The organism is Trinickia sp., assembly GCF_036503415.1.
Lineage (GTDB): Bacteria > Pseudomonadota > Gammaproteobacteria > Burkholderiales > Burkholderiaceae > Trinickia.
Genome location: NZ_DASXWY010000005.1, coordinates 89,816 through 115,644, shown reverse-complemented (window position 1 = coordinate 115,644; position 25,829 = coordinate 89,816). Strand labels below are relative to the sequence as shown.

General features: G+C 64.8%; 24 protein-coding genes. 15 read left to right on the top strand and 9 right to left on the bottom strand.

What is annotated here, in order from left to right:
- Positions 1-629 (bottom strand): CaiB/BaiF CoA-transferase family protein (locus VGL01_RS00805; RefSeq protein ID WP_331566088.1); only part of this gene is annotated, 629 nt, incomplete at its 3' end.
- A gap of 257 nt (positions 630-886) precedes the next feature.
- Here VGL01_RS00805 and alaS point away from each other — a divergent pair.
- Positions 887-3,511 carry an alanine--tRNA ligase gene (gene alaS, locus VGL01_RS00800; protein WP_331566086.1) on the top strand — a complete coding sequence of 875 codons (2,625 nt, stop codon included), beginning with the start codon at positions 887-889 and terminating at the stop codon, positions 3,509-3,511.
- Here the strand turns inward: alaS and VGL01_RS00795 are convergent.
- A complete protein-coding gene (locus VGL01_RS00795) occupies positions 3,483-4,397 on the bottom strand; it encodes a LysR family transcriptional regulator (protein WP_331566084.1) in 915 nt (304 codons plus the stop codon). The genes alaS and VGL01_RS00795 overlap by 29 nt on opposite strands.
- 105 nt (positions 4,398-4,502) lie before the next feature.
- Here VGL01_RS00795 and VGL01_RS00790 point away from each other — a divergent pair, with 105 nt between their 5' ends.
- The 8 genes from VGL01_RS00790 to VGL01_RS00755 all read left to right on the top strand — a co-directional run bounded on the left by VGL01_RS00790 (position 4,503) and on the right by VGL01_RS00755 (position 10,888).
- Positions 4,503-5,756 carry a YbfB/YjiJ family MFS transporter gene (locus VGL01_RS00790; RefSeq protein ID WP_331566110.1) on the top strand — a complete coding sequence of 418 codons (1,254 nt, stop codon included), beginning with the start codon at positions 4,503-4,505 and terminating at the stop codon, positions 5,754-5,756.
- Positions 5,757-5,803: 47 nt separating this feature from the next.
- A complete protein-coding gene (locus VGL01_RS00785) occupies positions 5,804-6,343 on the top strand; it encodes an NUDIX domain-containing protein (RefSeq protein WP_173254774.1) in 540 nt (179 codons plus the stop codon).
- A gap of 13 nt (positions 6,344-6,356) precedes the next feature.
- Positions 6,357-7,295, top strand: a complete 939-nt coding sequence (locus VGL01_RS00780; RefSeq protein ID WP_331566082.1) for a branched-chain amino acid ABC transporter permease — start codon at positions 6,357-6,359, stop codon at positions 7,293-7,295.
- A 4-nt stretch (positions 7,296-7,299) separates the two neighbouring features.
- The gene (locus tag VGL01_RS00775; protein ID WP_331566080.1) at positions 7,300-8,574 is read left to right on the top strand and encodes a branched-chain amino acid ABC transporter permease; all 1,275 of its coding nucleotides are present in this window, start codon (positions 7,300-7,302) and stop codon (positions 8,572-8,574) included.
- Positions 8,574-9,326, top strand: coding sequence for an ABC transporter ATP-binding protein (locus VGL01_RS00770; RefSeq protein ID WP_331566108.1), 753 nt, complete (start codon positions 8,574-8,576; stop codon positions 9,324-9,326). Before VGL01_RS00775 ends, VGL01_RS00770 begins: the two co-directional genes overlap by 1 nt.
- Positions 9,323-10,033, top strand: coding sequence for an ABC transporter ATP-binding protein (locus VGL01_RS00765; protein WP_331566078.1), 711 nt, complete (start codon positions 9,323-9,325; stop codon positions 10,031-10,033). Before VGL01_RS00770 ends, VGL01_RS00765 begins: the two co-directional genes overlap by 4 nt.
- 210 nt (positions 10,034-10,243) lie before the next feature.
- Complete coding sequence (locus VGL01_RS00760) at positions 10,244-10,432, top strand: hypothetical protein (protein ID WP_331566076.1); 189 nt, start codon at positions 10,244-10,246, stop codon at positions 10,430-10,432.
- Positions 10,433-10,462: 30 nt separating this feature from the next.
- Complete coding sequence (locus tag VGL01_RS00755; protein ID WP_331566074.1) at positions 10,463-10,888, top strand: hypothetical protein; 426 nt, start codon at positions 10,463-10,465, stop codon at positions 10,886-10,888.
- Positions 10,889-10,995: 107 nt separating this feature from the next.
- Here the strand turns inward: VGL01_RS00755 and iolB are convergent, their stop codons facing one another.
- From iolB to VGL01_RS00720, 7 genes are all read right to left on the bottom strand, one after another.
- The gene (gene iolB / locus VGL01_RS00750; RefSeq protein ID WP_331566072.1) at positions 10,996-11,796 is read right to left on the bottom strand and encodes a 5-deoxy-glucuronate isomerase; all 801 of its coding nucleotides are present in this window, start codon (positions 11,794-11,796) and stop codon (positions 10,996-10,998) included.
- A complete protein-coding gene (gene iolE, locus VGL01_RS00745; RefSeq protein WP_331566070.1) occupies positions 11,796-12,725 on the bottom strand; it encodes a myo-inosose-2 dehydratase in 930 nt (309 codons plus the stop codon). The genes iolB and iolE overlap by 1 nt, the downstream gene beginning before the upstream one ends.
- A 60-nt stretch (positions 12,726-12,785) precedes the next feature.
- Complete coding sequence (gene iolD, locus VGL01_RS00740) at positions 12,786-14,717, bottom strand: 3D-(3,5/4)-trihydroxycyclohexane-1,2-dione acylhydrolase (decyclizing) (RefSeq protein ID WP_331566068.1); 1,932 nt, start codon at positions 14,715-14,717, stop codon at positions 12,786-12,788.
- On the bottom strand, positions 14,717-16,732 hold the full coding sequence (locus VGL01_RS00735; RefSeq protein ID WP_331566066.1) for a bifunctional 5-dehydro-2-deoxygluconokinase/5-dehydro-2-deoxyphosphogluconate aldolase: 2,016 nt from the start codon (positions 16,730-16,732) through the stop codon (positions 14,717-14,719). Before VGL01_RS00735 ends, iolD begins: the two co-directional genes overlap by 1 nt.
- Positions 16,733-16,763: 31 nt before the next feature.
- The gene (locus VGL01_RS00730) at positions 16,764-17,579 is read right to left on the bottom strand and encodes an ATP-binding cassette domain-containing protein (RefSeq protein WP_331566064.1); all 816 of its coding nucleotides are present in this window, start codon (positions 17,577-17,579) and stop codon (positions 16,764-16,766) included.
- A 31-nt stretch (positions 17,580-17,610) separates the two neighbouring features.
- Positions 17,611-18,780, bottom strand: a complete 1,170-nt coding sequence (locus tag VGL01_RS00725; protein ID WP_331566062.1) for an ABC transporter permease — start codon at positions 18,778-18,780, stop codon at positions 17,611-17,613.
- Positions 18,781-18,913: 133 nt separating this feature from the next.
- Positions 18,914-19,972: a sugar ABC transporter substrate-binding protein gene (locus VGL01_RS00720; RefSeq protein WP_331566060.1), complete on the bottom strand. Its 1,059-nt coding sequence runs from the start codon at positions 19,970-19,972 to the stop codon at positions 18,914-18,916.
- Between the two features lie 225 nt (positions 19,973-20,197).
- On the opposite strand from VGL01_RS00720, the gene VGL01_RS00715 reads away from it, so the two are divergent.
- The 6 genes from VGL01_RS00715 (at position 20,198) to VGL01_RS00690 (ending at position 25,797) form a co-directional block, all read left to right on the top strand.
- A complete protein-coding gene (locus VGL01_RS00715; RefSeq protein WP_331566058.1) occupies positions 20,198-21,079 on the top strand; it encodes a MurR/RpiR family transcriptional regulator in 882 nt (293 codons plus the stop codon).
- Positions 21,072-22,094 carry an inositol 2-dehydrogenase gene (gene iolG, locus VGL01_RS00710; RefSeq protein WP_331566056.1) on the top strand — a complete coding sequence of 341 codons (1,023 nt, stop codon included), beginning with the start codon at positions 21,072-21,074 and terminating at the stop codon, positions 22,092-22,094. Before VGL01_RS00715 ends, iolG begins: the two co-directional genes overlap by 8 nt.
- A 22-nt stretch (positions 22,095-22,116) precedes the next feature.
- Positions 22,117-23,175 carry a Gfo/Idh/MocA family oxidoreductase gene (locus tag VGL01_RS00705; RefSeq protein ID WP_331566054.1) on the top strand — a complete coding sequence of 353 codons (1,059 nt, stop codon included), beginning with the start codon at positions 22,117-22,119 and terminating at the stop codon, positions 23,173-23,175.
- A gap of 362 nt (positions 23,176-23,537) precedes the next feature.
- Positions 23,538-24,980, top strand: a complete 1,443-nt coding sequence (locus VGL01_RS00700) for a virulence factor (protein ID WP_331566052.1) — start codon at positions 23,538-23,540, stop codon at positions 24,978-24,980.
- Between the two features lie 78 nt (positions 24,981-25,058).
- A complete protein-coding gene (locus VGL01_RS00695; RefSeq protein WP_173254743.1) occupies positions 25,059-25,286 on the top strand; it encodes a sulfurtransferase TusA family protein in 228 nt (75 codons plus the stop codon).
- 64 nt (positions 25,287-25,350) lie between these two features.
- Positions 25,351-25,797: a cupin domain-containing protein gene (locus tag VGL01_RS00690; RefSeq protein WP_331566050.1), complete on the top strand. Its 447-nt coding sequence runs from the start codon at positions 25,351-25,353 to the stop codon at positions 25,795-25,797.
- Positions 25,798-25,829: the final 32 nt, after the last annotated feature.

Here is a 25,829-nt window from a genome sequence, read left to right as displayed (position 1 = left end):
AGCGCCATGTCGATGTATTGGCCGATGCCTGTTCGCTCGCGATGCGCCAGCGCGGCGAGCACGGCGACCGTCGTATACATCCCTGTCATCAGGTCGGCGATGGCCACGCCGGCTTTTTGCGGCCCGCCGCCGGGCAGGCTGTCGCGCTCGCCCGTCACGCTCATGAAGCCGCCCATGCCTTGGACGATGAAGTCGTAGCCGGCGCGTTCGGCGAGTGGGCCGGTCTGGCCGAAGCCAGTCACCGAGCAATAGATGAGGTTCGGTTTGACCTGCGCGAGCGCGGCGTAGTCGAGTCCGTACTTGGCGAGCTGCCCCACCTTGTAGTTTTCGAGTACGACGTCGCTTTGCGCCGCGAGGTCCCGAACGATTCTCTGCCCATCGGGTGTCGCTATGTCGACCGTGACCGAGCGCTTGTTGCGATTTGCGCACAGGTAATAGGCTGCCTCGCGCGTATCGGTGCCGTCGGGTGTTTTCAGATAGGGCGGGCCCCAGTGGCGCGTGTCGTCACCCGTGCCGGGGCGTTCGATTTTGATGACATCGGCGCCGAGATCGGCAAGCGTCTGCGCGCACCAAGGGCCGGCGAGCACGCGGGTGAGGTCGAGCACGCGGATATGACTGAGCGCTCCCATGTCGGTCGATGTCTCCCTGGATCGGCAGCCGGCATGAGCCGCCGGCGTCGTTGGCATGTTAAGCGGTTTTTGGCGTCGGGCCCAGACTGCCTTTGTTCAGCGCTTCGTGGCGTCGCGGACTCGAGCCCCGCTGCGCCGCCATCCCTTGGCAAGGGCAATCCGGCGACATTTCCGTATAATTGGTCGTTTAGGCGAAATCGCCCGCCCGCGGCAAGCGTGGGCGCCGGGTTTCCAATCGAGAACGTCCCCAGTCCCTTATGAAAGCCGCCGAAATCCGCGAGAAATTCCTCAAGTTCTTCGAATCGAAGGGCCACACGATCGTCCGCTCGTCGAGCCTCGTGCCGGGCAACGACCCGACGCTGCTCTTCACCAATTCGGGCATGGTGCAATTCAAAGACGTGTTTCTCGGCGCCGAGTCGCGTCCCTACACGCGCGCCACGACGGCCCAGCGCAGCGTGCGCGCGGGCGGCAAGCACAACGACCTCGAAAACGTCGGCTACACGGCGCGGCACCATACGTTCTTCGAGATGCTCGGCAATTTCTCGTTTGGCGACTATTTCAAGCGCGACGCAATCCGTTACGCCTGGGAACTCCTGACCGAAGTCTACCGGCTGCCGAAGGACAAACTCTGGGTCACGGTCTATCAGGAGGACGACGAGGCCTACGGCATCTGGGCCGATGAGCTCGGCGTGCCGCGCGAGCGCATCATCCGCATCGGCGACAACAAGGGCGCCCGCTACGCCTCGGACAACTTCTGGCAGATGGCGGACACGGGCCCGTGCGGCCCCTGCTCGGAGATCTTCTACGATCATGGTCCCGAAGTCTGGGGCGGCCCGCCCGGATCGCCCGAGGAAGACGGCGACCGCTACATCGAGATATGGAACCTCGTGTTCATGCAGTTCAACCGCGACGCTCAGGGCAACATGACGCCGCTGCCCAAGCCCTGTGTCGACACGGGCATGGGCCTCGAACGCATTGCGGCGGTGCTGCAGCACGTCCACAGCAACTACGAGATCGACCTCTTCGAGGCGCTCATCAAGGCGGCCGCGCGCGAAACGGGCGTGGCGGATCTCGGCAACAATTCGCTGAAGGTTATCGCCGACCATATTCGCGCGTGTTCGTTCCTGATCGTCGACGGCGTGATTCCGGGCAACGAGGGCCGCGGCTACGTGCTGCGTCGGATCGTGCGCCGCGCCATCCGCCATGGCTACAAGCTCGGCTGCAAGCGGCCGTTCTTCCACAAGCTCGTAGCCGATCTCGTCAAAGAGATGGGAGCCGCCTATCCCGAGCTCGCCGATGCGCAAGCACGCGTGACGGACGTGCTGCGCCAGGAAGAAGAGCGCTTTTTCGAGACGATCGAGCACGGCATGTCGATCCTCGAATCGGCGCTGGCCGATCTCGCGTCCAAGGGCGGGAAGACGCTCGATGGCGAAGTCGCTTTCAAGCTCCACGATACCTATGGCTTTCCGCTCGATCTGACGGCCGATGTCTGCCGCGAGCGCGACGTGACGGTGGACGAACCCGCGTTCGACGAAGCGATGTCGCGCCAGCGCGAGCAGGCTCGCGCGGCCGGCAAGTTCAAGATGGCGCAAGGTCTCGAATACTCGGGCGCCAAGACGACGTTCCACGGCTACGAGGAACAGATCTTCGACGACGCCAAAGTCGTCGCGCTCTATGTCGACGGCTCGGCCGTCACGCAGGTCGCCCCTGGGCAGCAGGCCGTCGTCGTGCTCGATCACACGCCGTTTTATGCGGAATCGGGCGGTCAAGTGGGCGATACGGGCGTCATTGCCAACGCCAGCGTGCGCTTCGCAGTGCTCGATACGCTCAAGGTCCAGGCCGACGTGATCGGCCATCATGGCACGCTCGAGCAGGGCACGCTGAAGGTGGGCGACGTCGTCAAGGCCGAGATCGACGCGATCCGCCGCGCACGCACCGCGCGCAACCATTCGGCGACGCACCTGATGCACAAGGCGTTGCGTGAAGTGCTCGGCGCGCACGTGCAACAAAAAGGCTCCCTCGTCGATCCCGACAAAACGCGTTTCGACTTCGTTCATAACGCGCCGTTGACGGACGACCAAATCCGCCGTGTCGAAGACATCGTCAATGCGGAAATTCTCGCCAACGCGCCCGGCGTCGTACGCGTCATGCCATTCGACGAAGCGGTGAAGGGCGGCGCCATGGCGCTTTTCGGCGAAAAATACGGTGACGAGGTGCGGGTGCTCGATCTCGGTTTTTCGCGCGAGCTTTGCGGCGGCACGCACGTGCATCGCACAGGCGATATCGGTTTCTTCAAGATCGTCGCGGAGACCGGCGTCGCGGCCGGTGTACGCCGCGTCGAGGCGCTGACGGGCGATAACGCCGTGCGCTACACGCAGACGCTCGAGGCGCAGGTGGCGGCCGCGGCCGCGGCGCTCAAGGCGCAGCCTTCGGAGCTCACGCAGCGCATCGGGCAAGTGCAGGAGCAGGTCAAATCGCTCGAGAAGGAACTCGCGGCGCTGAAGTCCAAGCTCGCGTCGAGCCAGGGCGACGAACTGGTGGCGAAGGCCGTCGATGTCGCCGGCGTGCAGGTTCTCGCCGCGACGCTCGACGGCGCCGACGTCAAAACGCTTCGCGAGACCGTGGACAAGCTCAAGGACAAGCTCAAGCACGCGGCCGTCGTGCTTGCCGCCGTCGACGGCGGCAAGGTCAGCCTCATCGCAGGCGTGACGCCGGAGGCGAGCAAGAAGGTCAAGGCCGGCGAGCTCGTCAACTTCGTTGCCCAGCAAGTCGGCGGCAAGGGCGGCGGCCGCCCCGACATGGCGCAGGCCGGCGGTACCGAGCCCGCTGGGCTGCCCGCCGCACTGGCCGCCGTTACCGGGTGGGTGCGCGCTCAGCTTTGATCGCCGCGGCGCTCGATCGCGCGGCGAGCAGCAGCTCGCGCAGCGCCTTGAGCGCCGCCGAGCACTGCCCTCGGCGCCAGACGAGCAGCGTGTCGATCGCGTCCAGTTCGTCGAGCGCATGGACCGCCACGTCGTCCGCACCGCGCGGCAGCAGTTCGAGCACCGAGCGTGGGGCGACGGCCACACCCGCGCCCGCGGCCACGCAGGCCACGATCGCATGATATGAGCCGAGTTCGAGCACACGGGCCGGGCGAATGCCGTGACCGGCGTACCATCGCTCGATATATTCGCGATACGAGCAGCCGCGCTCGAACGCGACGAGTGTCGACAGCGCAATATCGGACGCTTGCCGAATCGGCCGATGGCCGCGCGGCGTCAGCATGACGAGCGACTCCTGAAAGACGGGGACGCTGTCGAGCGATTCGTCGAGCATGCCCGGCTCGGGTGGCCGCGCCATCAATGCCGCATCGATTTCGAATTTCACGAGCCGTTCGTGCAGACAGCCCGTCGTGGCCGTCGTCAGTTCGAGCGCTACGTCGGGCCACCGCTGGTGATAGCTCGCGAGCAAGCTCGGCAGCCGCGTTGCCGCGGTGCTTTCCATCGTACCCAGTGACAATCGCCCACGAGGCTTATCGTCGACGAGCGCCTGACGGGCTTCGTCGGCCAGCGCGAGCAACCGTTCGGCGTACGGCAGCAGCGTTTCGCCGGCCGGCGTCAGGACGAGCCTGCGCCCATCGCGCACGAACAGCGGTGTGCCGAGCTCCGCCTCCAATTGCTTGACCCGCGTCGTGACGTTCGACTGCACGCGGTTGAGCTTCATCGCGGCGCGCGTGACGCCGTTTTCCCGGACGACCGCGCGAAAGACGGTCAGCGCAGCGAGATCCATAGTTCTCTCTCGAAGATGATAGCGTTCGTAATTATTCATTTTTCGAGAACGAACGGTCAAGCTATGATTTTCCTGTCCGAACCGCCGCGCGCCACCCCTATCGCCATGAGCCATTCCGTGCCACGAACCTACACTCCGTCGGTTGCCGCTCAGCCCAGCCCCGCGCGGGTGGCGCTCGCCTGTATGGTCGTCCTGGCTGTCGCGTTGGGGGTGGGACGTTTCGCTTTCACGCCGCTTTTACCGCTGATGCTGCATGGCGGCGCGCTCGATCTGCGCGGAGGCGGCTGGTTGGCATCGGCGAATTACGCCGGCTATTTCGTCGGCGCGCTCACTTGCGCGGCGCTGCGCGTCGAGCCGGGGCGGGTGGTCCGCGCGGGGCTCGCGGCGACTGTCGTTCTCACGTGCGCGATGGGCCTCGTCGACGCGTTCTGGGTCTGGGCAGCGATTCGTTTCGCGGCCGGGGCGGTGAGCGCCTGGACGTTCGTGTTCGCCTCGCAGTGGGGGCTGGCGCGCCTGGCGCGGCGCGGTGCGCACGCGTGGGGCGGGCTGATCTATACGGGGCCGGGCATCGGCATTGTCGTCACGGGGCTTTTTGCGGGCCTGCTCGCCCGCTATGGGGCGGCGGCCGGGTGGATCGGTTTCGGGGTGCTCTGCGCCGTGTTCGCGGTTCCGATCTGGCGCACGTTTGCCGACGACGGCGCGGCCCACGCCTCCTCGGCGAAGGCAGGCGCCGCACCGGCTGCGAGGGGGGCGGCCGATGCGCATGTTCCATCCGAGCCGCGCGCCCGTGCGCAAGGCGCGTGGCTCGTGCTGCTCTATGGGTTGCCGGGCTTCGGCTACATCATCACCGCGACGTTTTTGCCCGTTATCGCCCGTCACGCGTTGCCCGGCTCGGCGTGGCCCGACCTGTTCTGGCCGATGTTCGGCGCCGCATTGATTCCGGGCGCGCTGCTCGCCGCGCGGGTGCCGCCCGCGTGGGACAACCGGAGCCTGCTCGCCGTCTGTTATCTGCTGCAAGCGGCCGGTATTGCGCTTGGCATCGTGTTTCCGAACGTCGCGGGCTTTGCGCTCGGCAGCATCCTGATCGGATTCCCGTTCACGGCCATCACGCTTTTTGCGATGCGCGAGGCGCGCCGGCTGAAGGGGGAGCGCGCCGCGGGACTGATGGGTTATGCGACGGCGGCCTACGGCCTTGGACAGATCGTCGGGCCGCTCGTGGCCGCGCCGATTGCGGCGCGCGTCGGCTCGTTCTCGCCGGCGCTTTGGCTGGCTGCCGGCCTGCTCGTTGCCGGCGCCGTGGGGCTCGCGGTATTGGCGATGTGGAGCACGGGCGCCGCGCGCGAAAAGCAAAGCCGTTAGAATGTGCGCGTTCCGGCCCTGGCCGGCAGTCACATTCCGCGCCATCCATGAACGTTTCCAGCGATTATCGATACTGCCCGCATTGCACGAAGCCGCTCGTCGAGCGCGACGATGCTGCCGAGGAGGGTGGCCGCACGCGCCGCGTCTGTCCCGATGGGGACTGCGGGTTCGTTCACTGGCACAACCCGGTGCCTGTCGTCGCGGCAATCGTCGAGTACGAAGGCAAAATTCTGCTCGCCCGCAATGCGGCCTGGGCGGAGGGCGTGTTTGCCTTGATCACTGGTTTTCTCGAAAACGGCGAGACGCCTGAAGCCGGAATTGCGCGGGAAGTGCGCGAAGAAACGTCGCTGCATGCCGAGACGACCGAGCTGATCGGCGTCTATGAATTCATTCGAAAGAACGAGCTCATCATCGCGTATCACGTGCAGGCCCACGGAACGATTTCGCTGTCGCCGGAGCTGCTCGAATATCGGCTCGTCGAGCCCGCGAAGCTGCGTCCATGGCGTGCGGGGACCGGTCAGGCCCTGGCCGAATGGATGCGCCGGCGGGGCCTGCCGTTCGAGTTCGTGGACAGGCCGGGGCAGTGACGTCCGCGGCATCATGAGCACATTCATCGTCGATGCCATGAACGGCATCAGCTACGGGCTGCTGCTTTTCATGCTTTCGTCGGGCTTGACGCTGATCTTCAGTTTTCTCGGCGTCCTCAACGTCGCGCATGCAAGCTTTTACATGCTCGGCGCGTATGTCGGCGCGGCAATCGGTGCCCATTGGAGCTTCTGGGTTGCGATCGTTGCGGCACCCGCCGTCGTGGGCGCGGCCGGTGCGCTCGTCGAGCGGCTATTGCTGCGTCACGTGCGCGCTCAAGGCGCGTTGCACGAATTGCTGCTGACGTTCGGGCTCGCCTATCTTCTTGGGGAAGCCGTCAAATTCATTTGGGGACCCGGCACGCTCGCGGCCCCGGTGCCCGCGGTACTCGATGCGCCGTTGTTCGTATTCGACTCGGCCGCTTTCCCTCGCTATCGCGCGTTCGTGATGGCGACGGCGCTCGTCATGCTCGCGCTGCTTTACGCCGTCCTGCATCTTTCGCGGACCGGCCTCGTCCTGCGCGCCGCGCTTGGCGCGCGGCAGGCCGTGGAAGCACTGGGCCACGATGTGCCGCGTATCGGCACGCTCGTTTTTGCACTGGGCACGGGCCTCGCCGCGCTGGCCGGCGTCGTCGGTGCACCGCTTTTCGTCGTCGAGCCGGGGATGGCCGAGTCGATGGGATCGATCGTCTTCGTCGTCGTCATCGTTGGGGGGCTCGGCTCGATCGGCGGCGCCCTCGCGGCCTCTGTCCTGATCGGTTGTCTTCAGACTTTCGCGGCTGCCAGCCCGTGGCGGCTCGCCGCGCTCGCCGATGCGGCCGGGCTCGCTTTGCCTTCACGGTGGGGGGCGCTGACGCTCGCCCAGCTTGCGCCGCTCGTGCCGTACCTGCTGCTCGTGGCGATGCTCGTATGCCGCCCGCGAGGGATCGCCGGAACGCGCGGCGATGCCGCATGAGCCGATGAGTGCCCCGCAGCGTCCCGCATCGCGCGCCCTACGCGCGCTCGCCCCGTGGGTCGTGCTTGTCGCCTTTCTCGCCGCGCCGCTGGCGCTCACGGCCGAGTATCGAGGGCTCCTTGCCTATCTCGCGCAAACCGCGGCGATGATCGTCCTCGCGCTGTCCTACAACCTGCTGCTCGGTGAGACGGGCTTGCTCTCGTTTGGTCACGCGGCCTATTCAGGGCTCGCGGCATTCGTGGCCGCGCAGGCCTTCAACCGTTACGGGATCGCCTTGCCCTACCTGCCGCTCGTCGGCGGCATGGCCGGTGCCGCACTGGCCGTGCCATTCGGCTTCATCGCGACACGCCGGGCCGGCACCGCGTTTGCCATGATCACGCTCGGGATCGGCGAGCTGGCGCTCGCTGTCGTCTGGGCGGCGCCGACCGGTTTCGGCGACGCCGCCGGCGTTGTCATCGATCGTGCGGCCGGACCGGCCTGGGGCCACTGGACGTTCGGACCGGCGCGCGAAGCCTACGCGGTGGTAGCGGCATGGTGCATGCTGGCCTGCGCAGCGATGGCGGCGCTGGTGCGCACACCGTTCGCGCGGCTGGCCAACGCGGTGCGGGACAACGAACGGCGCGTGTCCGCACTCGGTACCGACCCGCGCCGTGTTCGCTATGCAATGGTCGTCGTCTCCGCGTTTTTTGCGGGCGTGGCGGGAACGCTGACCCTCATCGACATCGAAGTCGCATCGTCCGAAGGCCTGAGTATGGCCCGCTCGGGCGACGTGCTGATCGCAACGGTGATGGGCGGCAGCGCGTCGTTTTTCGGACCGGTGCTCGGCGCGGCCGTGCTGACCGGCTTCAGCGTCGGGCTGGCGTCGGTGACGCGCGCATGGCCGCTCTATCTCGGGCTCATTTTCGTGGCGATCGTAATGCGCGCACCCAACGGTATCGTCGGTATCGTCGGCCATGGCTTCGCGGCGATCGGGCGGCTCCCCACGCTCGGCCGGTCCGAACGGCTCGCCATGGTGCGCGCGGCGCTCTCGAGTGCCGTGGCGTGGCTGGCTGCGCTCGCAGCTTGCGTGCTCGCTGTCGAGACGCTCTATGCGCGTCAATTCGCAGCCGATGCGGGAGGGCAATGGCACGTCGGCGCGTACCGGTTCGATGCGGCCTCGCCGATGACCTGGGCGGTCGTGGCCGCGCTCGCGTGCGTCGGTGCGATCGCGGCGCTTCATGCGCGGCGCGCGCGAACGAGCGGGCACGGCGGGGCGGCGCATCGAGGAGCGCGGTCATGATGCGCGCGGCGCTCGCGCTGACAGGCATCGAGCAGCGCTTCGGCGCGACCGAGGTGTTGCGCGGTATCGATCTTTCGATCGAGGCCGGGGAGCGCCACGCCCTGATCGGGCCGAACGGTGCGGGCAAGTCGACGCTATTCGACGTCATTGCCGGCATCCGTCGCCCGCACAGAGGGCGCGTCGTGCTCGACGGTACCGATATCACCGGGCGCGCGGCGCACGCGATCGCGCGACGGGGCCTTGCGCGGAGCTTCCAGACGACGAGTGTGTTCGAGCGGATGACCGTGCTCGAAAACCTGCGCTGCGCGGTGCGCTGCGGCAGCGCCTGCTCGCTGGGTTGGCGGCGCTATCTTGCCGGCTCGCGCGAGGTCGACCGGCGTGCGTGGGAAGTGCTCGAGGCGCTCGCGTTGAGCGGCCATGCCGATGCGCCTGCGGCGGCGCTCAGCTATGGCGACGCGCGCGCGCTCGATCTCGGCATTGCGCTGGCGAGCGGCGCGACGACACTGCTCGTCGACGAGCCGACTGCGGGCTTGAACCGCGAGGAAGCGCGCCGGGCCATTGCGCTGCTGCGCACGGCGAGCGCGGGCAAAACCCTCCTCATGATCGAGCACGATATGGAGGCCGTGTTCGGCCTGGCCGATCGCATCTCGGTACTCGTGCAGGGGCGCATCGTGGCGAGCGGCACGCCGGACGAGATTCGTGCCGATGCGCGCGTGCGTGCCGCTTATCTCGGCGACAGGCCACTCTCATGAGCACGCTGCTCACCGTGCGCGGGTTGCGCGCTTTTTACGGCGAAATGCAGGTGCTTCGCGACGTCGATCTGTCCATCGACGCCGGTGAAATCGTCGCGCTCGTCGGACGCAACGGCGCGGGCAGATCGACGTTCGCGAAAGCGCTGGTCGGGCTGGTCGCGCGTGAGGGATCGGTTTGCTTCGACGGTGACGAACTGATCGCGCAACCGACCTTCGAGATCGCCCGGCGCGGGATCGGTTATGTGGCCGAACGGCGCGATGTCTTTGCCGAACTCTCCGTCGATGAGAATCTGCAGCTCGGCGTCAAACCCGGCAAGCGGCGACAGGCCATACGCGCCGCGCTCGAGCGCGCCTATGACCGGTTTCCGATGCTCGCGGCCCGGCGCCGCACGCAAGCGGGCAGGCTCTCGGGCGGCGAGCAGCAGATGCTGGCGCTTGCGCGGGCATGGCTTGGCGAGCCGCGCCTCATGATCGTCGACGAACCTACCGAAGGCCTGGCGCCGCAGGCAGTGGCCGACGTGCTGCGCTGCCTGTGCGAACTTGGCGAGGAGGGCGGCGCGGTGCTGCTGATCGAGCAGCGCTTCACTATCGCGCGAGACATTGCCCGACGCGTTGCCGTCATGGGGCATGGGCGCCTCGTATTCGACGGCCCGATGCAAGCGCTGGGCTCGCATATCGTCGATGAATGGATCGCGGTTGGACAGTGAGTCGACGGCCGCTTTCCCTGCTTTTACTTCGAGATAGCCGGTCTCGATTGCGATGACGCGCCTCGTGCTTCCGAGCGTCCGATAGTCGGTGCGCGTCGAGCCCGGTCCGATACCGGCCCGGATAGGATCATCCCGCTTCTGCAGATGCGGCTTCAGCCCGGAGCACGCGTGCAGTGGCGTCAGTCCAGTCCAGTCTGAGGAGAGCACGCAATGGCTTATCCAATCAATACGGTCAGTAGTCCCGAGTTCCCCGAGCCGACGCTCGTTTATGAGTCGATCGCGCAAAGCGGTAGCAGATTCGTGGCAGGCGAACCTTATCCGCCACCGATGAACGGATTTGCACAGATGGCCAATCAATGCGCGCTGTTTCGTAGCGAAGCTCCGCCGTTCTCGTTTTGAGGTTCGGCGCTTTCAAAGGAGAGTCGAACCTTGAGCGATGCCATCGTACGAGTGAGCAACCAATCGAGCCGCGACATTTTCATTTCCGGCGACCCGAACTGGGACGACCAGGTTCTGATACTTGATGGTCGCCCGAAGGCGAAGCCCTACCGGTTGCCGCCGGGGCGCTCGGCCGAGCTTTTCGTGCCGGCCGAAGACAGCGGCGAGATCGACGCCCACGCAGTGGGACTGATCGTTGCCGACGGGCTCGACGTCGACTATGGCTCGGCCGGCGGCTACCAGACCACTATTGGGCGAGAGCAGGAAACGGGATGGCTCGGCGTAACGGACGAGAGCGTCCTCAACGCGCCCGCGGTCCGTTATTCGACCACGAGCGAAGGACCGCTCTCGATGAAGATGGAATTCGTCGATATCGAGCCGCAGGCATCCGCGGAAAATCGCTCGCGGGTCTTTTGAGCCTCCACCCGTCGCGCGTATCGCCGCGCCGTCACCTGTAGCGGCGCGGCGATCGTCTGGCGATGCATCAGCGGGTGCACTCGGCATTGAAACAATGCCGGACCTTCTCAAACGTCGCGCGTCATGATCCACTCGTGCGCGGGATCGTTCTTGAAGTGCCAGACGCGCTGCGGCCCGGCCATGACGTTGAGGTAGTAGGAGTCGTATCCGTACGGCACGACGACAGGATGATAGCCGCGCGGCACCATCACGACATCGTGATTTTCGACTGCCATCGATTCGTCGATATCGCGGCTGTCCGTATAGACGCGCTGGAACGCGAACCCTTGCGGCGGATCGAGCCGATGGTAATACGTCTCTTCGAGCGAACTTTCGAGCGGAATGTTGTCGGCATCATGCTTGTGCGGCGGATAGCTCGATGCGTGCCCGCCCGGCGTGCGCACTTCGACGACGAGCAGTGATTCGGCGGGCTCGGTTTGCGGCAGGATGTCGCAAACATAGCGCGTATTGAGTCCTTTGCCGCGAACGGAACGCTTCATCTGCGACGGCTCGATCAAACGCATGGGGTAGCGGCCCGTACCCGGCGCGCTTGCGACGCCGATTTCCGCGCTGCGTTCGGCGCGCACCGTCGCGCGCTTGCCGGGCGGGAGGTACAGCGCGTAGGGGGAGGCGTCCTCGAAAACACTGGCGCGCGTACCGATGCTCGAGAACCGCTGACCGTCGGCCTCGATCGTTACGGTGCCGGTCAGCACGACGATGCAGACTTCGCGCGCCGCTTCATGAACGTCGAGTGCCTCGCCCTCGCTCAATCTGTGGGCGGCAAAGCCGACATAACGCCAGCCGGCCGATTCGGGGGTTACGCGTGCGATCGTCGAGCCCTCGCGTTGGGCTTTCACGAGCAGGCTCATCAGGCGATCTCCCTGGTAGTGGGGGCGTTCGGTGCGATCGATGGCGCATCGACGAGCGCGCGCAGCGTCCGGTATCCTTTTTCGGCGTACGCATAGCTGGGCGCGATGACGGGATCCTGCTCGGCTTCGACGACGAGCCAGCCGCGATAGCCGATCTCCCTGAGCTTGCCGATCACCGACGCGAAATCGACCGCGCCATCTCCCGGCACCGTGAACGCGCCGTTGATGACCGCTTCGAGGAAGCTCCAGTCGCGATTGCGGGCGAGCTTGACGACGTCGGGGCGGACATCCTTGCAGTGCACGTGGCAAACGCGCGCGGCGTACCGTTCCAGCAGCGCGAGCGGGTCGCCTCCCGCGAACGTGATATGGCCCGTGTCGAGCAGCAAGCCGACGGCATCCGTCGTGCGCTTCATCAGTTCATCGACATCGGCCGGCGTTTCGACATAGGCCCCCATGTGATGGTGATAAGCGACGCGCACGCCTTGCGAAAGGGTGTAACGCGCGAAGCGCTCGAGCCGTTCGGCGTAGGTGCTCCATTGCGCCTCGGTGAAGAACCGCGGCCGCTGAAAAAGCGGTAGCGGCGAGCCTTGGATCGTGTCGGCGACTTCGCCGTAGACCATCACCGTCGCGCCGTTTTTCGCGAGCAGTTCGAGGTGCGGTCCGACGGCGGCAATTTCTTCTTCCGCGCTGCGTTGCGCGAGCCGGCCCGAATACCACCCCGAGACGAGCGAGAGGTCGTATTGCGCAAGCAGTGCCTTCAGGGCCTGCGGTTCGCGCGGAAATTTGTTGCCGAGTTCGAACCCCTCGTAGCCGATCTGCCGGCCTTCCGTCAGGGCGACTTCGAGCGGCGTTTCGCCCCCCAGCGAGGGGAGGTCGTCGTTCATCCACGACAGCGGATTGATGCCGATGCGGACTTCGAAAGCACTCATGCTGATCCTCGATGTGTAATCTGTCTTTGCGCCTGGCTGCCGCCAGTCGCAACTCAACTTTTAGCGCGTGCCGCGTGCCGCGAGCTGCGCTTCGTAGTCGGCGCGCGCTGCGCGTACCGCCTCGCGCTCGGATACGGCCGGCACGGCGACTTCCCACCACCAGCCCCCATCGTCGGTCGTGCGGGACGGATCGGTGTCGATGACGAGCACCGTCGTTCGATCGGCCGCACGTGCGCGCGCGAGCGCCGCTTCGAGGCCGGCCACGTCGGCCACGTGTTCGGCATGCGCGCCCAGTGACCGCGCGTGAGCGGCGAAGTCGATCGCAGGTGCGCCCAGCGGGCCTTGCAGGCAATCGTCGAATAGGTTGTTGAACGGCGCGCCGCCGCAGGCTTGCTGCAGCCGGTTGATGCAGCCGTAGCCACGATTGTCGAGCACGACGACGATGAGCTTGGCCCCCAGCATCACGGACGTGGCGATCTCGCTGTTCATCATCAGATAGCTGCCATCGCCCACGAGAACGATCACTTCGCGCTGCGGCCTGGCCAGCTTCACCCCGAGGCCACCGGCGATTTCGTAGCCCATGCACGAATAGCCATACTCGACGTGATAGCCGCCCGGGCGTGCGGCCCGCCAAAGCTTATGCAATTCGGCCGGCAGCGTTCCCGCCGCGCATACCGCGATATCCTCGGCTGCCGAGCGGGCGGACGAGCGCTGGACAGCGCCGATGACGTCGGCGTCGTACGGCAGTTTGCCCGCTACGGGCTCCGCATGGGTGCGCTGCGTAACCGTGTCTCGCCATTGGCCGGCCAGTTGGCGTGCGCGTTCGGTCCAGGCCGTGCTCGCCCGCCATGACCCGAGACAAGCCGCGAGCGCGTCGATTGCCGCGCAGGCGTCGGCGATGACAGGCGCCGCGCGATGCTTGATCCCATCGAACATATTCGCGTTGACACAGACCACTTCGGCTTGCGTGAAGAGCGTGTTCGAGCCCGTCGTGAAGTCCTGCAGGCGCGTGCCGATGGCCAGCACGCAATCGGCTTCGTGCGCGAGCGCGTTGGCGGCGCTCGAGCCCGTGACGCCGATCGCACCGACATTGAGCGGATGATCCCAAGGCAGCGTGCTTTTGCCGGCTTGCGTCTCCGCAACCGGGATGCCGTGCCGTTCGGCCAGCGCCGCGAGCGCGGCGGCGGCACCGCGGCTGTAGAGCACACCGCCGCCGGCGATGATCATCGGGTTCGTGGCGCGTTGCAAGGCTGCGAGCGCGGCATCCAGTTCCGCGGCGCTCGGGGCCGGCGAGTGGAACGTGACCAGCCGCGTCGCGAAGAAATCGACCGGGAAATCGTATGCCATAGCCTGGACGTCTTGCGGCATCGCGAGCGTGACGGGGCCGCACAGCGCGGCGTCGGTCAGCACGCGCAGCGCACGCGGCAGAGCGGTCAGCAGTTGCGCCGGATGGACGATGCGATCGAAGTATCGCGATACCGGTTTGAGCGTGTCATTGGCGGAGACGCCGCCGTCGTGGAAGTCCTCGACCTGCTGCAGCACCGGGTCCGGTGCGCGCGAGACGAAGATATCGCCGGGCAGCAGCAGGACGGGCAATCGATTGACATGAGCGAGCGCCGCCGCCGTGACGAGATTCGTCGCGCCCGGTCCGATCGAGGTCGTCACGGCCATCATGCGGCGGCGAAAATGCGCTTTCGCATAGGCGATGGCCGCATGCGCCATCGCTTGCTCGTTGTGTGCGCGATAGGTGGGCAGTACTTCGCGGTGCTGATAGAGCGCCTCACCGACGCCGGCTACATTGCCGTGGCCGAAGATGGCGAATACGCCGCCGAAAAGCGGCACGGTCTCGGTCTGGCCGTCGTCGGCGTCGATCGACACGCGCTGCGCAGCGAGAAACCTGACGAGTGCCTGCGCGGCGGTGAGACGGACGGTAGCACCCGTACCGGCGTGCCGAGCGAGGTTCGGGTCGGGAGCGTTTTCGGGTGCATTCATCACGCGGCCTCCGAGTTTGCGGTCGACGCATGCGGCGTGGCATTCGCACGCGCCGCGCGCCATGCGCCGATCAATGTTTCGAATCTTTCGCGTACGTTCGCGATCAAGGCGTCGTCGCCGATCTCCCCTGCGAGCCAGGCGCGACTCGGCTCGTGGAAAATCGTGCGCCCGACCGTGAAGCCTTTGCAGGCCGTCGACGCGGCAGCGGCGCGAAAGCCCTCCGCCAACTGCTCGACGCCAGCCGACAAGCCGAGCAGCACGACACCGCGGCAGTAAGGATCGCGCTCGGCGATGAGCGCGTCGATCGCTTGCCATTGCACGGCCGTCATGGGCGCGAGCTTCCACCATTCGGGTTGAATGCCTAGGTTGTAGAGACGCTTGAGCGCGCGGTAGACCGTGTCGGGCGCGTCGGGGAGCGCGGCGCGCTTCGGCGGGATGACTTCGAGCAATAGCTCGTGTCCGCTGGCCTGAGCCGCGTCATAAAGCGCGCGCAGCTGCGCTTCCTGCTCGATGCGTTCGTCCATCGGCGCGTCGGGGTGGTACTGGACGAGGCACTTGACGACGTGCTCGCGCGGCCAGCTTGCGAGCGTCGTGCCGATGGAACGGCCGTGCTCGAAGACAAGCGGGAGCGACCCCGGCAGCTCGACCGGACGACCGATCCACCAGCCGCGGCCCGTTGCCGCGTTCAGCGCATCCTGCCCGTAGCGATCGTCGATGAGCACGCCGATGCGTCCCTCGAGCGCGAGGCTTTTCTCGGTGAGCGCGACGGCTTGCACGAAAAGCTGCTTGAGCGCGGCGATGCGCGTCTCGTCGGCACCGGTTTGCTGCGCCAGCTCGAAGAACTGATTTCGATGATCGAAGGCAAAGCCCAGGACTTCATCGCGCGGCGTGCGCTTGACGCTGACGCGATGCAGCCGCGAGAGGGCGGCATCGCGATCGGGGCGGCGCATGCGGGCCGGGTCCTGCGCGGCGGCTTCGCGGAAGTAGGCGATCTCGGCTGGCGTGGGCATCGCCGGGGCGCACGCGTGGCGCGCCACCACGAGCGCACCGCAGATGTTGGCGGTCTGCGCGCAGCGCTCGAACGGCGCGTCGCGCAGCCATTCGGACAGAAAGCCCGAGGCGAACGCATCCCCCGCGCCGAGCACGTTGAGGACTTCCACTTCTACACCGCGATAAGTCGGCGCATCGTCGATCGATGCGGGCACGGCCCCATCGACGATCGTGCAGCCGAGCGGCCCGCGCTTGACGACCAGCGTGGCGCTCGTGACCGCGCGCACCATCGCCAGCGCATCGACGAGTTCATGCTTGCCCCCGGCGATGCGGAACTCCTCCTCCGTGCCGATGACGAGATCGAAAAGCGGCAGGATGCGCTGCAAGTGCGCGGTCACGCTCTCGTTCGCGATGAAGCGCGTTTCTCCGTCCGCTTTGCCCGTGAGGCCCCAAAGCACCGGCCGATAGTCGATATCGAGCACCGTGCGGACTTGATTGCGGCGCGCGTAATCGAGCGCGCGGCGGCTCGCGCGATTGACGCGCTCGGTCGAGAAATGCGTGCCCGTGATTAGGAGCGCCTTGCTGGAGGCGATGAATGCCTCGTCGAAGTCGCTTTCGTCGATCGCCATATCGGCGCAGTTTTCGCGATAAAAGATGAGCGGAAACGTATCGCGGTCCTTCAGACCGAGCAGCACGAGCGCGGTGAGCCGATCCGTGTCGACGCGCGTGTGGCTGACGTCGCAGCCTTCGAGCGCGAGCGTTTCGGTCAGAAAACGGCCCATATGGTCGTTGCCGACGCGTGCGAGCATCGCCGAGGCGAGGCCGAGCCGGGCGCAGCCGAAGGCAATGTTGGCCGAGGAGCCGCCGAGATATTTGGCGAAGCTCGACACGTCTTCCAGTCGCGCGCCGATCTGTTGAGCGTAGAGATCGACCGCGAGCCGGCCGAGGCAGATGATGTCGCGGGTGCGGCCCGGCGCGAAGCGACTCGGCGTGGCCGTGGCGAGGGTAGGTTGGTTCGCTGCCATGGAAAGTTCGGGATCGTTGTGAAAGGGCGTGTCAGATCGTGGCGCCATCGAGTTCGGCGATCATCTTTTGCATCTCGGCGCCGCCCGCCATCATGTCGAGAACGGCTTCCTTGCTGATCGTTTCCTTCGTGAACGTGCCCATCGAGCGGCCTCGATTGAGCAGCGTGAACGAGTCGCCGATCGGATAGGCGTGATGGACGTTGTGAGTGATGAAGATAACGGAAATGCCGCGCTCGCGTGCCTTGTGAATCAGCCTGAGGACATTGAAGCTTTGCTTGACGCCGAGCGCCGCGGTCGGCTCGTCGAGAATCAGGACTCGCGCGCCGAAGTGAATGGCGCGTGCGATGGCGAGGCACTGGCGCTCGCCGCCCGACATCGTGCCGATCGGCTGGTTCGCATCGCGCACGTGGATGCCCATTTCGGCCAGTTTGTCATGAGCCGTCTGCGCCGCCGTTTCGATATCCATGACGTTCACGAGCCCGAAAAGCTTTTTCTGCGGCTCGCGGCCCATGAAGAAATTGCGCGCAACGGACATGAGCGGCACGAGCGCGAGATCCTGATAGACGGTCGCGATGCCCAGGTCGAGCGCGTCTTTCGGCGAAGCGAAATGCACGGGTTTGCCGTCGACGCGATAAGTGCCTTCGCTCGGCGCATGCACGCCCGCGAGCGTCTTGATGAGCGTCGACTTGCCGGCGCCGTTGTCGCCGAGCAGGCAGTGGACCTCGCCGCGCCGCAGCTTGATCGTGACATCCTTGAGTGCAATGACATTGCCGAAGTAGCGGCTCACGTTTTCGAGCGCGAGGATGAAATCGTCGTCGTTCGTCGTGGGGTGTTCGAGGGTAGACATCGTTCAGTCTCCTGTCGTTCGGAGTTCGCGCTTAGCGCGACGTCGCGACGCGGCTGCGGACGTAGTGATTGAAGAGCACGGCGAAAAGCAGCATCAGGCCGAGGAATACGCGGAACCAGTCCGAATCGATATTCGTGTAGCTGATGCCGATCTGCACGACACCGAAGATGAGTGCGCCGAACGAGGCGCCGACGACGGAGCCATAGCCGCCCGTGAGCAGCGTGCCGCCGATCACCGCGGCGATGATGGCCTCGAACTCCTTTTGCAGGCCGCGGTCGGCCGCGGCCGAGCCGATGTCGCAGACTTGCAGCACAGCAAAGAGGCACGAGCAAAACGCGGTCAGCACGAAAAGCCGGATCTTGACGCGCCGAACGGGCACGCCGACATTCTTGGCCGCGCTGGCGTCGCCGCCGACGGCGAAGATCCAGTTGCCGAAGCGAGTCTTGGCAAGCGTGAAGGCGCCGACGGCGGCGAGCGCGATCCACCAGACGATTACCTTCGGCACGCCGGGCACGAGCGGCTCGCCGTTATCGAGCAGCCGCACGATGCCGATATGCGCGAGCCAGCGGAAAAAATCGTGGAACGCGACGCCCTGGAAGAGCGTATGCGCGATTGCGCTGTGGGTGGCCACGTCGCCGACGCCCGAGATGATCGTTCGATCCGCGAACATGACGGACAGCGCGAGCGTCAGGCCGCGCAGAATGAAGAGAAAAGCAAGCGTGACGATGAACGACGGCAGCCTCGTGCGCATGACGAGATAGCCATTGAGCGCGCCGAGCGCCATCGAGCCCACGAAGGCGAACAGAATCGAGAGTTCGATCGGCCAATGGAAGTACATCGTCGGCAGGGCGACCATCATGCCCGCGAACCCGATCATCGAACCGATCGATAGATCGAACTCGCCGGCGATCATGAGCAGACATGCGCCGACGGACAGGATGCCGAGATAGGCGGCAACCTGCGACCAGTTCATGATGCCGTCGAGGTTGAACATGCCCGAATCGCGCGCACCTAGCGCGAAGACGAGAAACACCATGACCGTGCCGGCGAGCGCGGCGAATTCGGGACGGTTGAGCAGATGTTTGAACCACGACTCGCGGCGCACGCGTTCGTCGGCGGCCGCCGCGGAAGCGGCGCTTGGGGAGGAACCCGGCTGCTCGGGGTGGCTCGGGTTGCCGTGGATTTGATCGGTGACGCTCATCGAATGTCTCCAAGCTGAATCGCGCGGGCGAACCGGACCGGGCATCCCCGGGCCAAGCCCGTTCGTGCCGCGCAAGAAAAGTGGAATCGGAGGTCGAGCCGCGCTTATGCGCCTGGGCTAAGCGCGGCTGCGTTCAGCGGTACTGGCCCGCGAACTTGACGACCTTATCGACGTTCTCCTTGGTGATGAAGCCGGGGCCGGAGCGGATCGTGGTCGCCTCATAGACGGGGTCCAGACCGTAGTCGGCCAGACGCTTCTTGAACTTCTCGTTGCTTTGCAGGATCTTCTCGATCTTGACCGGATCGGTCGTGTGGTCCTTCTTTACGATAGCCAGCACGGCAACCGGGATATAGCCTTGCAAGTAGGGCTGCTGGTCGATCGCGAACTGGATCGTGCCGTCCTTGATGCCGTTCGCGATATCTTGCGAGAAGTCGAACGTCGCGAACCAGATCTTCCCGGCCTTGCCCATTTGCTGCAGTGCCTTGATCGTCGGCTCAGCCGAATTGGGGCCGAGCGCGAGCACGCCGCCGGTGTCCGGATGGTTGCGCAGGTATGCCTGAACCTTCGTCTGAATGCCCGTCGGATCGGTGCCCGCATCGAGCGTCGAGGTCTTGAAATTGACGCCGAGCGCCTCGGCGAAACCGCGGCAGCGCTCGAACGAGGCAGGGTTCGTTGCGTAGTGATTGACGCAGAGGAACGACTTGACGCCCGCCGCCTTCGCCTTCAGGCCGGCGGCATGACCTGCCGCGTATTCGGGCTGGCCGATATGCATGATCGCGCCCAGTTCCTTGCTCTGCTGTTCCGTGCCCGAGTTGATCGTCACGAGCGGAATGTGCTTGTCCGTCACCTTCTTGATCGAACCCTTCAGCACGTCGTAATCGGCGATCGTCGCAATGACGCCGTCATAGTTGCGTGCCGCCGCCTGCTCGATGAGACGCGCCATGTCCGACAAGTCGCCGTTGGGCGGATTGCGGTAATCGGTCTGAACGTTGAAGTCCTCGTCGGCCTGCTTGATCGCATTCTTGATCGTGTTCCACCAGGAATCGGAATCGGGCGCGTGGCTGATCAGCACGAATTTCGCATCGGCCGCCTGGGCGGCCGGCGCGGCGAACGCCGTGAATGCGATGGCGAGCCCCGATGCGAGCGTTGCCGCGATCGTCTTCAAAGCGGCCTTGCGGTTGCCTTGTCTCATTTGTCTCCACCTGTTCGAAGTTATGTTGTGACGAGCGCGGCGCAGAACCCGCCATATCGCTCACGGAAAAGAGTAGGCGAACTCGCGTGAGATTGCAAAGAAAATTTCATCCATGTGAGAAATGGAAAATTCATTCCATTTCGACGGGCCAACGCCTATAATCCGCATCCATCGCCTGCTGCGCTAAGCGTTGTGCAGTGCGGGAGAACAGAGGGGACATCAGTCATGCAGGAAGACAGCACAGATCAGCTTCCGAGCGTCGAAGAGTTGATGCAGCGTGTCGCGGATGCGTACGACTCGCTGCCGCGGCAACTGAAAAGCGTGGCCACGTATCTCGAGCAGCACCGCTCGAGTGTCATGGTGGACCGCACGAGCGACATCGCGGCGAGTTGCGGCGTGCACCCGTCGGCCGTCGTCCGTTTCGCGCAGCGCTTCGGGTTTTCCGGGTTTTCCGATCTGCAGGAAGTGTTCAAGCAGGCCTACACGGGCCACAACCCTTCGGGGCAGACCTACAAGCAGCGTATCCGCAAGCTGATCGACGACAAGCCGGGACGCCTGTCGGGCCGGACGATGGCGCGCGAATTCATCACGGCCTGCCGCAACGGATTGGACGAGCTCGATGCCTCGCTCGACGACGAGCAGTTCGACGCGGCCGTGACGATGCTTGAACGCGCGGAAAACATCTACGTGGTGGGCGTGCGCCGCTCTTTCGCCGTGGCGAGCTACATCGTCTATGCGCTCCAGCACACAGCCAAGCGCGTGCATCTGGTTTCCGGCTTCGGCGGTATGTACCGGGAGCAGATCCGCAGCGTGAAAAAGGGCGACGTCGTCGTCGCCATCAGCTTCGAACCCTATGGCCGCGAAACGCAGTATTGCCTGCGCGTCGCGCATCACCACCAGGCACAAACGCTCGTCATTACCGATAGCCGCCTGTCTCCGCTCGCACGGTATGCGAGCGCGCAACTGTTTGTGAAGGAAGGCAGCGCGTTTGCATTTCGCGCGCTGACAAGCACGATCTGCCTGTGTCAGGCGCTTTTCGTCGCGCTGGCCTACAGGCTCGAACTCAAAGTTGAAGAATCCAAAGACACTGGAGGATACGATGACTGACAAGACCCACGGCACCATGAACGTCGCCGTGTTCGGGGCGGGCCGCATTGGCCGCATTCACGCAGGCAATCTCGCGCGGCAGCCGGGTGTTCGGCTCAAGTATGTGGTCGATGTGAACCGTGAAGCGGCCGAAGCATTGGCGCGCGAGCATGGTGCGGAAGTCGTCGAGGCCGATGTCGCGCTCGGCGACCGCTCGATCGGTGCGACGGTCATCTGCTCGAGCACGGACACGCACGCGGATCTGATCGAGCGCTCGGCCGCACAGGGCAAACATGTGTTTTGCGAAAAGCCCGTCGATCTCGCGCTCGAACGCGCGCGTGCCTGCGCGCAAGCGGTCGAGCGTGCCGGCGTGGTTTGCATGATCGGGTTTCAGCGCCGCTTCGATCCGACGTTCGCCGCCGTCAAGGCACGGCTCGATGCGGGGGAGATCGGTACGCCCGAGATGCTCGTCGTGACGAGCCGGGATCCGGGCGCACCGCCCGTCGAATACATCAAGCGCTCGGGCGGCATCTTCAAGGACATGCTCATTCACGACTTCGACATTTTCCGCTGGATACTCGGCGATGAAGCCGAGTCGCTGCATGCGACGGGCAGCTGCCTGACCGATCCGGCGATCGAACAGGCGGGGGATGCGGATTCGACCGCGGTCACGATCCGCACGAAGGGTGGGCGGCTTTGCCAGATCAATACGACACGGCGTGCCGCCTATGGCTACGATCAGCGTTTCGAAGTGCTCGGCAGCGGCGGCATGCTGCAGGCGGGCAATGTACGGCCGACGGAGGTGACGGCATTCAGCGCGCGGGCCGTATCGACCGACGTTCCCGAGGCGTTTTTTCTCGAGCGCTACCGTACCGCGTACGCGAATGAAATTGCCCATTTTTTCGATGCGGTGACGCGCGGCACAGCCGTACGCACGACCATTGCCGACGGCGTGAAGGCGCTCGAGCTGGCCGAGGCGGCGACGCGTTCGTGGCGCGAAGGGCGCGCGGTGCGCATCGACGAAACGGCGGCTTGATCGAACCGGGTGGAGTGTGGAGATGACGACTATTGCCAACCACGCGCCGATCAGGATCGGCGTAGCAGGGCTTGGCCGCCTCGGCGCCCGGCACGCCATGAATCTGGCCTACCGGGTTCCGGGAGCGGTACTGACAGCCGTTTGCAGTCCCGTCGAGGCGGAGCGCGCTTGGGCGCGCGAGGCGCTGCCCGGGCCGCGGCTTCATGCCGATTACGCAGCCCTCCTTGCCGACAGCGAAATCGATGCGGTGTGGCTCGTGACGCCTTCGTCGCTGCACGCCGAGCAGATCGTGGCCGCGCTGCGAGCGGGCAAGCATGTGTTTTGCGAGAAGCCGTTGTCGCTCGATGTGGCCGAGTGCGAGCGCGTGCTGGCCGTGGCGCGCGAGCATCCGTCGCTCATTGCGACGATCGGGTTCATGCGCCGCTTCGATCCCAGCTACCGCGATGCATACGACAAAGTGGCCGCGGGCCAGATAGGGCGGCCGTTCATGATCCGCTCGCAGACGACGGACAAGAACGATCCGGAAGGGTTCTTCGTCCGCTTCGCGCCGACATCGGGCGGCATTTTTCTAGACTGCACCGTGCACGATATCGATATCGCGCGTTGGTTCTTCGGCAACGCGCGCGCCACGCGTGCTTATGCGACGGGCACGATCGCGCTGCACGAGGGCTTGCGCGAGTGCGGCGATGTCGACAATGGCGTGGGGGTCGTCGAATTCGAGGGCGGCCGGCTTGCGGTTTTTTACGCTTCGCGAACGATGGCGCATGGAAACGATACGCACAGCGAGGTGATCGGTACGTCGGGTGCGCTCACCATCGGTCAGAATCCGCGCGCCAATCGCGTCGAGATCTACGATGAACGCGGTGTGCGAAACGAATGCACGCCGACGTTCTTCGATCGTTTCGAAGAGGCGTTTTTGTGCGAAGCGCAGGCTTTTGTCGCGTCGGTCGCATCGGCTGCGTCCGGTGGCCCGGGCGACGGTGTGGCGTCCGGAGCCTCGCTTGCCGACGCGCTCGAAGCGACGCGTATCGGACAGGCGCTGCGTCGGGCGCTCGAAAGCGGACAACCTGTCGCGCTATAGCTGTGGCGCAGTGGCATATCGCTCGCCACTGCGTGGAACCGATCCCTTGCGACGGGCCTGTTGAGCAGGCCCGTCTTGTTCTTTCGGGCGTTCGTCCGAGAAACCCGAGCATCGATTTCGCCGATCTTTTCCGTCGGTAGTTTATCGCTCAGTTCTGCCGCAGTTGTTTCCGCATCACACGTCATTTTCCATCTCGATAATTAGGAATGCTAATCGGCTTATGTCGAGGATGGGGCGCGCTCATTTTTTCGTGCGGCGAACATTCCACCGTATGGCGTGGCCTGTGGGTCGTGCCGCGGCTTATCGCCCTGCGAAATCCAGATAATCGGATAAGGGCATCTTTTTATAGACCGGAGGTTGCTGTGAATCGAGTGATCCTGGTGAATGGCAACAAGGTTGGTTGGGCGGCTGCATTGACGGTGCTCTCGTTCGGCATTTGTGTTTTTCCGCTCGTGAGAATGAGCGTCGTCGAGATAGGGTATTTGACGACGGACGACCTGATAAGGAGATTGCTGATTTTGCCGCTGACGGTGAGCTTCTACGTTTTCGTGGCTTGCTTCGCGCTGACGGGTTTCGATAGCGCTCGAGACGAGGTGCGCGACGAATCGAAACCGGCGTCCGCGGGGGAGGAGCGCGGGGCGTTGGACATGGCCCAGGTGGTCGGCGTTATTTGGCTCAATCCACTGTGTCGACGCGATTATCCGACCGAATGGCGAATTCTCTGGACACTTGGCTTGATCAAGCCGGATCAGGTTTGTGATTGGCCGGGAACGAGCGCGATGAAACCTGGCGCCATGCGGCCTGTGCTGACAGCCGCAGGTCAAAACGGCGATAGCGAAACGTTCCATCGAACCCATCAAAGCTATATCGATGAAATGTTCGGGCTGCTCGCCCGCGGGCGCTTTGACGGCTTTGGTCCCGGGGCGGATATCCGCGATATACGCGTGGAATACGCCATTCCAGCTTATCGGCTCGATCCCGCTGAAGTCCAAGAGTATGTGCGCGGGCGGCTCGTCCGTGAATTCGCTCGTGAGAGTGCGCCGCTGGACGGCCGCGGCGCTCAGGTGTGTCCGCGGGTGAATTTGACGCGTGGCGGCGCGAATGCCGGCTTCGCCTCTCTGAATGCGGCGATGGACTATCTGCAGGAGAATCCGGACAAGAGCGTGTGGGTGATGAACTGGGACGCACCGGATCGCCCGTCGAAAGGCAAACAGTCCAGCGAGAATATGGCGTTGCTGGTGCTTGCGGGGCCACGTTACGAGGTGCGGTGCGAGCCGCTTGCATGGATCGGCAGGGCGGTCACCGGGAGTATCAAGAACTACGTTCCGAGGCCAGGTGCGGTGCGGGCGCTCGAAGCATGGCGAGATACCGTTGCGATGGCGGCTGCCTATGCGCATAGCGAAGTAGCAAATATCGATTACGTGATCCATGACGCCGGAGCGGGTAGCGATCTCGCATCGGCGCGGCTTGGCACGCTTGGCCGTTCGTTGACCGAAACGCTTGTAGCCTTCGATTACCGCAAGCAAAGCTTCAACACGGCGGCGCGCCTGGGCGAGATGGGCGCAGGTAGCGCCCTCACCAACATCGCGATGGCGATCGGCCGGGCGCACCATGTCGGCAACAAGGTGCTCGTTGCGGGGACGACCGATTCCGATCGTCCGGTCGCCGTTGTCGTTGTGCCTCCCGAGCGGCCCGATGGCGCCGCTCTCGGCGCCGGACAGTTCTGTGCTCGCAGTTGGAGCAGCGGGGAGCTGCCATGGTGGGGAGAAGCTATCACGCAAGCGTCGCGCGGTGCGCTGCGGTAAAATTCCACGTTTACGTTGCTCGATTCAACTGGCCACGGCTGACGTGGCCGAGCCGTTCACGACGAAGGCCGATCACCGATGGAAATTCACAAGGAAGTCGACGCGCGCGGGCTCAATTGTCCGCTGCCGATTTTGCGCGCGAAAAAGGCGCTGGCTGACATGCAGAGCGGACAGATTCTGAAGGTGCTGGCAACCGATCCGGGCTCGCAGCGCGATTTTGCGGCGTTCGCCAAGCAAACGGGCAATGAGATCGTCGAAAGTTCGGCGCAGGATAAGACGTTCGTGTTTTTGATGCGTCGCCGGTGAGCGGCGCGGCTCGCGGACAACGTCGACGGATCGATAAGAATCCGTAATCTCGAGGAGTTTGAACATGACTCTCAGCGGCGCGGCGACACGCGAATCAATCCACGTGGGTCAATTGAAGATCCAATACCTGATAGATGGAACTGCGACAGGCGGGATGGGTGTTTTCGAGTTGACCGTGCCCCCTAACGCGCATGTTCCCCCGCCACACCGCCATACAGGTAACGAAGAATGCGTCTATGTGCTCGAGGGCATGCTTCGGTACTCGGTCGATGGGGTAGTCCGAGACCTGACACCAGGGGAATGGATGTTCACGGCACGCGGATCGGTCCATCACTTCAGCAATCCACATGATGGCATTGCCCGCGCGTTGATTGTTCTGACTCCCGACATTGGCGCTCAGTATTTTCGTGATGTCGGAGCAATCGTCAATGCCGGCGGCCCGCCCGACCGCGAGAAACTTATCGAGGTCATGTCCAGGTACGGGCTCGTGCCAGCGGCCCCACCGCACTGAACGACGATCGCTTTCAATCCAACCGCAGCACG